The 6,491-nt window shown below is 75.0% G+C and carries 6 protein-coding genes; 1 reads left to right on the forward strand and 5 read right to left on the reverse strand.

The genetic code is table 11. The features are described from left to right. Positions 1-61 precede the first annotated feature (61 nt). The 5 genes from AB0O00_RS26230 to AB0O00_RS26250 are packed head-to-tail and all read right to left on the reverse strand — an operon-like array spanning position 62 to position 4,919. Entirely contained in the window at positions 62-562 is a 501-nt protein-coding gene (locus tag AB0O00_RS26230) for a hypothetical protein (RefSeq protein ID WP_363655716.1), read from the reverse strand. Positions 563-618: 56 nt separating this feature from the next. Beyond that, positions 619-1,623, reverse strand: a complete 1,005-nt coding sequence (locus tag AB0O00_RS26235) for a 3-oxoacyl-[acyl-carrier-protein] synthase III C-terminal domain-containing protein (protein WP_363655718.1) — start codon at positions 1,621-1,623, stop codon at positions 619-621. 11 nt (positions 1,624-1,634) lie between these two features. Beyond that, positions 1,635-3,680, reverse strand: a complete 2,046-nt coding sequence (locus AB0O00_RS26240; RefSeq protein WP_363655720.1) for a 2-oxo acid dehydrogenase subunit E2 — start codon at positions 3,678-3,680, stop codon at positions 1,635-1,637. Further along, positions 3,677-3,958 (reverse strand): acyl carrier protein, encoded by a 282-nt coding sequence (locus AB0O00_RS26245; RefSeq protein WP_363655722.1) that lies wholly within the window; start codon positions 3,956-3,958, stop codon positions 3,677-3,679. Before AB0O00_RS26245 ends, AB0O00_RS26240 begins: the two co-directional genes overlap by 4 nt. Further along, positions 3,942-4,919, reverse strand: coding sequence for a thiamine pyrophosphate-dependent dehydrogenase E1 component subunit alpha (locus AB0O00_RS26250; RefSeq protein ID WP_363655724.1), 978 nt, complete (start codon positions 4,917-4,919; stop codon positions 3,942-3,944). The genes AB0O00_RS26245 and AB0O00_RS26250 overlap by 17 nt, the downstream gene beginning before the upstream one ends. A gap of 217 nt (positions 4,920-5,136) precedes the next feature. On the opposite strand from AB0O00_RS26250, the gene AB0O00_RS26255 reads away from it, so the two are divergent. Next, on the forward strand, positions 5,137-6,491 hold a 1,355-nt coding region (locus AB0O00_RS26255; protein WP_363655726.1), incomplete at its 3' end, for an FAD-dependent monooxygenase.

Genomic DNA, 6,491 nt, shown 5'->3' on the forward strand with positions numbered 1-6,491 from the left:
GCCCCCCGAACACACGAAGCCCGGCCGCCAACTTGGCGGCCGGGCCCGGGTGTTCGCACTCTCAGGAGCCCGTAGGCGTGCCCGGCAGCCGGGCGGCGACCTTCTCCGCCGCCGTCTTCACGTCGCTGCACACCTGCGGGGTCATCGCGGTGGTACGGCCCAGGCGCAGTTCGATGCTGGTGCGCTCGCCTCCCTCCAGGTAGACCTTGCAGACGCCGTTCAGGGCGCCCATCAGCATCACCGCGGGCTTGCCGTGGAACTCCAGGTCCGTCCGGGTGCCGTCCCCGGTCGCGGCCTCGGCGAGCGGGCGCTCGTCGAGGGTCAGGGTGAGGGTCCCGAAGCGGTACTTGTATGACGAACAGCCCCGGGAGCTCAGCCCGCTGACCGAGGGCTCGCCCAGGCCGAGCTCGGCCGAGACGGGCCGCAGCATCCGGCAGGCCGGCGACTCGTCGGGCTGCGCCTGGCTGGAGGCGGGCGTGGCGGTCGAGCAGGAGGCCAGGGCCCAGGTGGCGGCGGCGACGGCCGCGGCGGTCAGGACGTTGCGGGCACGGGGACGGTCCATGGGTGGTTCGCTCCGATCTGTTCCGTGGGGAAGGTCGAGTCAGCGCGGGAGGGTGGTCACCGCTGGAGGACGGCGCAGGCCCAGTGCATCCCCCGGCCGTTGGCCGCGAGCGCGACGAGGTCGCCGGGCGCGAGCGCCCCCGACTCCTCCAGCCGGGCCAGGCAGAACAGGTGGTCGGCCGCGCCGAAGTGCCCGTGCTCGGCGGCGATCCCGGCGTTGGTGCGCTCCGGCGGCACGCCGATCAGCTCGGCCTGGGCGGCCAGCACGCGGGCGTTGTCGTTGAGCAGCACCAGCCGCGCGAGGTCCTCCTCGGCGCAGCCGGCCCGGCGGCAGGCGCGGTGCACCGCGCGGGCGGTGCGCTCGTCGATCTCCTCGGCGTACGCGGCGACCTTCTCCGCGTCGTGGCCGAAGTGCTCGACGACGTCCCACGCGTCGCGCACCGCGGGCGTCTCGGTGCCCGGCACGAACGGGCGGCGGGCGCCGCCGACGTCCATCCGGAAGAAGTCGGCGTAGCGCCCGTCGGTCTCCGCGTACGAGGCCCGCCAGCGCAGGCCGGGCGCGCCGCGCACGGCGACGGCCGCGGCGGCGCCGTCGGAGAACAGCAGCGAGTGGGTGTCCAGGCGGTTCCAGTACGCGTCGACGGTCCGGTTGGCGCCGATCACGAGCGCCGTGCGGTAGTCGGGGTGGGTGGCGAAGCGCCCGGCCACGGTGTCGAAGGCGGTGACGCCGCCGATGCAGCCCTGGTCGACGAGCACGGCCTCGGCCCGGCACAGCCCGAGGGCCCACTGGACCCGGGCCGCCGCGTCCCAGTACAGGTGGTCGGCCAGGTCGGTGAGGGCGAGGACGAGCAGGTCGACGTCGCGCGGCTCGGCGGCGGCCAGGGCCCTCGCGCCGGCCTCGACCGCGAGGTCGGTGACGCTCTGCTCGGGCCCGGCCCGGTGGATGTGCCGGTAGCCGTAGCCGAGAACGCGCTCGACGTCCTCGGTGTACTCGGCGACGACGTCCTTCACCGCGGCCTTCTCGCCGGTGGCGACGCCGAAGGCGGTCAAACCGTAGTCCACGGGCGCGCTCCCTAGTCCGAGGTCAGCTTGGCGAGTTGCCGGGCGTCGCTCAGTCCTTCGGCGACGGCCCGCAGGAACGCGACGGCGTCCCGGCCGTTGACCACCCGGTGGTCGTGGGCGAGGCCGAGCGTGACGACGTCGGCCGGCACCGGCCCGTCGTCCGCCGGGACGAGGCGGCGCACCGGTCCGGCGATCGAGAGCATGCACAGTTGGGGCCACATCACGATCGGCCGGACGAGCAGCACGCCGGGTTCGAGGTTCAGCGAGACGGTGAGCGCGCCGCCGGCGAGCTCACCGGCGGTGAACCCGCCGCGGTAGGCCTTGAGCCTGAAGTCCATGAGGTCGTCGGCGAGTTCGGCCAGCGGGCGGGCCGCGCAGTCACGCAGGACGGGCGTGTAGAGGCCGTTGCCGGCGTCGACGGTCACCGCGATGTCCACGCGCTCGGCAAGTTCCACGGTGTGCTCGTCGACGAGCGTGCCGAACAGGTGCGGGAAGGCGGGCCGGGCGGCGGCCACGGCCTTGACGAGCAGTTCGGGCAGGCCGGCCTCGGCGCCGGTCGCCTCGGACACGGCCCGCAGCCGCTCCAGCGCCGCGTCCACCGGCACCTCGACGGCGGCGAAGGCGGCGGGCACCTCGCGGTGGGCCCGGGTGACGACGGCCGCGGTGCCCTGCTGGACGCGGTCCAGCCGGTAGGTGCGGGCGTCGGGCGTGCCGGCGGGCTCGGGCAACGCGCCTTCCAGCTCCGGGAGTTCACCTGGAGGTTCGCCGAACAGCTCGGCCAGCAGCTCCGCCACCCCGAGCTCGCTGCCGGCCCGCGCGTGCACCCGCAGGTATCCCGACGCGGGGGCGGCGATCTCCTCGACGGCCTTCGACGTCTCCACGTCGAGCAGCGGCTCGCCCTCCTCGACGTACGCGCCGTCGGGGACGTGCCACTCCACGACCAGGTAGGCGGCGTCGTTGTTGTTGAGCTTCGGCATGACGACCGGCGTCCCCGTGGTCCGTACGGCTTCGTCAACCTCCGCTCGTTCCACCGCACTTACCGCGACGTCCGGCAGCGCACGCCCCACCTCCTCCGCGATGCGCGCGGCCCCGAGCAGCACCTCCGCCTCCAGGTGCGGCGCGGTCGGCACGACGGAGTCCGCGGAGGACAGCAGCAGCACCGGGGCCCGCAGATCGGCCCAGGCCAGCCGGTGGATCCGGGCCGCGACGTCCGCGCCCCACGTGCCGCCCGCGGTGCTCTCCTCCGCCACCGCGACCAGCCGGGCACCCGCGATCAGCGGCAGGACCGGTTCCGGGTCCAGCGGGTACAGCCGTGCCGGGACGAGGAGGTGGACGCGGACCCCGCGCTCGTGCAGCAGGTGCGCGGCCTCGATCGCCCGGTGGGCCACCCCGCCGGGGCACAGCAGCACGACGTCGGCGGCGCCGCCGTCCACGGGTGCCACGTGCGCCCACCCGGCCGGGCCGCCGAGCAGGCGGAACCCGAACCGCTCGTCCACCACGCCGTCGCGCAGCACCCGCCGGGTGTAGAGGACCTTGTCCTCGAACAGCATCGCCGGCCCGTGGTCGAGCCCCTCGGACAGCAGCGCGTACGGGTCGTGGAACGGCGTCGTCTCGTACAGCGCCAGGTTCGGGATCCCGAGGAAGTGCTTCTGCACGCTCTGGCTGTGCGTCGGCCCGTAGCCGCGCCCGCCGCCCACCGGGCAGCGGACCACGACCGGCATCGGCACCCGCTCGCCGTACATCGTCACCGACTTGGAGATCAGGTTGAGCACCTGGTCGAAGGCGAGCGCGGCGAAGTCGCCGAACATGATCTCCACCACGGCCTCGTCCCCGGCGAGGGCCAGTCCGCCCGCGACGCCGGCGATGGCGCCCTCGCTGAGCGGCGTGGTCAGCACGCGGTCCGGGTGGCGGGTGGACAGGCCCCTGGTCACCTTGAAGGCGCCGCCGTAGGGGTCGAGGACGTCCTCGCCGAGCAGGTGCAGGGCGGGCCGTTCGTCGAAGAGCCGGTGCAGGGCGCCGTTGAGCGCCTCCACCACGCGGGGGGCGGGCGCGGTCACGCCGTCCGCTCCCCACTGCGGGCGCGGCCGGCGGCGAGCACGTCGCGCAGCGCGCGGACGGAGCGGCAGGCCCGGGCCTCGCGCGCCGTCAGCCGTACGCCGTAGGCCCGTTCGGCCCGCGCGACGATCTGCACCTGCCGCAGGCTGGTCCACGCCTCCGTGGTCGCGGCGCCGGTCTCGTCGGTCACCTCGGCGGCCGGTACCTGGAGCACCTCCGCCACCAGCTCGGTCAGTCCGGTCGGCGCGATCGGGCCGGCCGGGTCAGTCGGTTCGCTCATCGGTACCCCATCCTCGTGTCCCGCCTGCTGTCGCGTTCCGTGCGCCGGAGGCGGCCGCCCACGCGGACGGCGGCCGCGCCTCCACCTCCCGGGCCACCCGCTCCACCTCGGCGCGGATCCGGGCGTCGAGCTCCCGGAACGGCTCGCCGAGGCGCTCGGCCAGTTCGCGGTGCCAGTCGTCCGCCCACAGCGCGGCCACGTCCTCGCCGGGCCGGGTGTCGTCGCCCTTGCTGTGCGGGCCCAGCCGGTGCGTGGTGAACTGCACGACGGCCGGGCGGTGCTGCTCGCGCACGCGGCGGACCACTGGTGCCAGCCGGGCCCGGATCGCGGGCACGTCGTGGCCGGTGACCTCCACGAAGTCGAGCCCGAACGCGGCCGCGCGGTCCGCGATGGTCCCCGCCAGCTGGAGCCGCGTGGGCGTGGATTGGGCGATCCCGTTGTGCTCGACCACGACCAGCACCGGCACCCGCCACAGCGCGGCCATGTTGAGCGCCTCGTACACCGCGCCCTCGCCCCACGTGCCGTCACCGGTGAACACCGCGGCTATCCGGCCCTCCCGGGTGCGCTTGCAGTGCAGGCCGAGCCCGACGGCGAGCGGCAGGCTCTCGCCCTGCACACCGGTCGACAGGTAGCGCCCGCGCCGGATGTGCTGGCTGCCGCCGACGCCCGAGCACACCGCGCCCTCCCGGCCCATGATCTCCGCGAGCAGGCCCGCCGGGTCGCGGAACAGCGCCAGGTAGTGGCCGTGGCCGCGGTGGTTGCTCAGCACGTGGTCCCCCGCGAGCAGGGGCGCGAGGGCCACCGGGACGTGCTCCTGCCCGAGGCAGGTGTGGGTGGTCCCGTTCAGCCGCCCCTCGGAGAACATCCGCAGCAGCATCGTCTCGAAGTGCCGGATGCCCAGCAGTGCTTCGAGGTCCTCAAGGTCCGGTACACCCGGCGGTTCCGGCGTTCCAGCGCTCATGGGCGGCCACGCTAACGGCCGTCGTTCTCAATCCCGTTCACGATCCGCTCTCACCGTGCCGCCCCCGGCTCTCCGGCGGCTCTCACCTCGTTCTCAGCCCGTTGCGCCCGCCGCGAGCGGCCGCCTTAACTGATCGGGCGGCGCGCCGGGAGACGTCCCCCCGCCCGGCCCGCCGCGCCCCCTCCGGTCCGACCCGCCGATCCGAAGGAGCCCGCAGATGCCGCCGTCCCCCGAGGTGCTCGTCGTCGGTGCCGGCCCCACCGGACTCGCGCTGGCGGCCGAGCTCGCCGCGTTCGGCGTCTCCTGCCACGTGGTCGACAAGCGCACCGGGCGCAGCCCGCTCTCCCGCGCCTGCACCGTCGAGCCGCGCACCCTGGAGCTGCTGGACATGCGCGGGCGCGCCGACGACGTCCTGAAGTGGGGCCGGGAGTGCCCGCACCCGCCGCTCGGCAACGAGGACGGGTACCTCGACTACGGCCTGCTCGACACGACCTTCCCGTTCAGCCTGTCCATCCCGCAGTCGCGCACGGAGGAGGCGCTGCAGCTCGCCGCCGAGAAGGCCGGCGCGGTGCTGCTCCCCGGCACGGAGGTGACCGGCCTGCGCCAGGACGCGACCGGGGTCGAGGTCGACCTCACCGGCCCGCAGGGGCCGCGCACCGAACGGGCGCGGTACGTCGTCGGCTGCGACGGCGTGAACAGCACCGTCCGCCAGGCGCTCGGCGTCGACTACGACGGCTGGCACTACGACGAGTCCCTGATGATGGGCGACGTCCGGCTGTCCGCCCCGCCGGGACCGGCCGAGTACGCGCGGATCACCCGGCGCGGCATGGCGGCGCTCTTCCCGTTCCAGGACGGCACCTACCGCGTCATCGTGCTGGACCGGCACAAGTTCGCCGTCCCCGCGGACGAGCCGCTGACGCTGGAGGACCTCAGCGAGAGCTGCGCGGCCGTCCTGGGAGTGGACATCGGCCTGCACAGCCCGCTGTGGCTCTCCCGCTTCCGCAGCTCGCAGCGGCACGCCAAGCGCTACCGGGTGGGCCGGGTGCTGCTGGCCGGCGACGCCGCGCACACCCACATCCCGTCCGGCGGGCAGGGGTTGCAGACCGGCATCCAGGACGCCTTCAACCTCGGCTGGAAGCTGCGGGCCGTCCTCGCCGGCTGGGCGCCGGAGGAACTGGTCGACAGCTACGAGGCGGAGCGCTACCCGATCGCGGCGGAGACGCTGCGCAAGACCGACCTGTCCTTCCGCTTCGAGACCTCCGACGGCCCCGTCGCCCGCCTGGCGCGCCGGGCCGCCATGTGGTCGATGCGGATCCGGCCGGTGCATCGGCTCAACGTCGAGCACCTGTCCGGTCTCACCCTGCGCTACCCGTCCCGCGGGCAGGGCCGGTGGGCCGGCCGCCGCGTCCCGGACCGGCTGCTCGCCTCGCCGCAGGGCCCCGACCGGCTCTACCGGCTGTTCCGGGACGGCGGCTTCGTCCTGCTCGGCACCGACAGCTGCCCGCCGGCCGCCGCCCCGTGGGCGGAGCGGCTGCGCACGGGCGTGCTCGCCGAGCCGCTCGGCGAGCGGTG

Origin of the sequence: Kitasatospora sp. NPDC093558, assembly GCF_040683475.1 — a bacterium.
Classification (GTDB): Bacteria; Actinomycetota; Actinomycetes; order Streptomycetales; family Streptomycetaceae; genus Kitasatospora.

What these genes read in the sequence shown, in the direction of transcription:
- AB0O00_RS26230 (WP_363655716.1), bottom strand. Translation starts at nt 562, where the DNA reads ATGGACCGTCCCCGTGCCCGCAACGTCCTGACCGCCGCGGCCGTCGCC.
- AB0O00_RS26245 (WP_363655722.1), bottom strand. Translation starts at nt 3,958, where the DNA reads ATGAGCGAACCGACTGACCCGGCCGGCCCGATCGCGCCGACCGGACTG.
- AB0O00_RS26250 (WP_363655724.1), bottom strand. Translation starts at nt 4,919, where the DNA reads ATGAGCGCTGGAACGCCGGAACCGCCGGGTGTACCGGACCTTGAGGAC.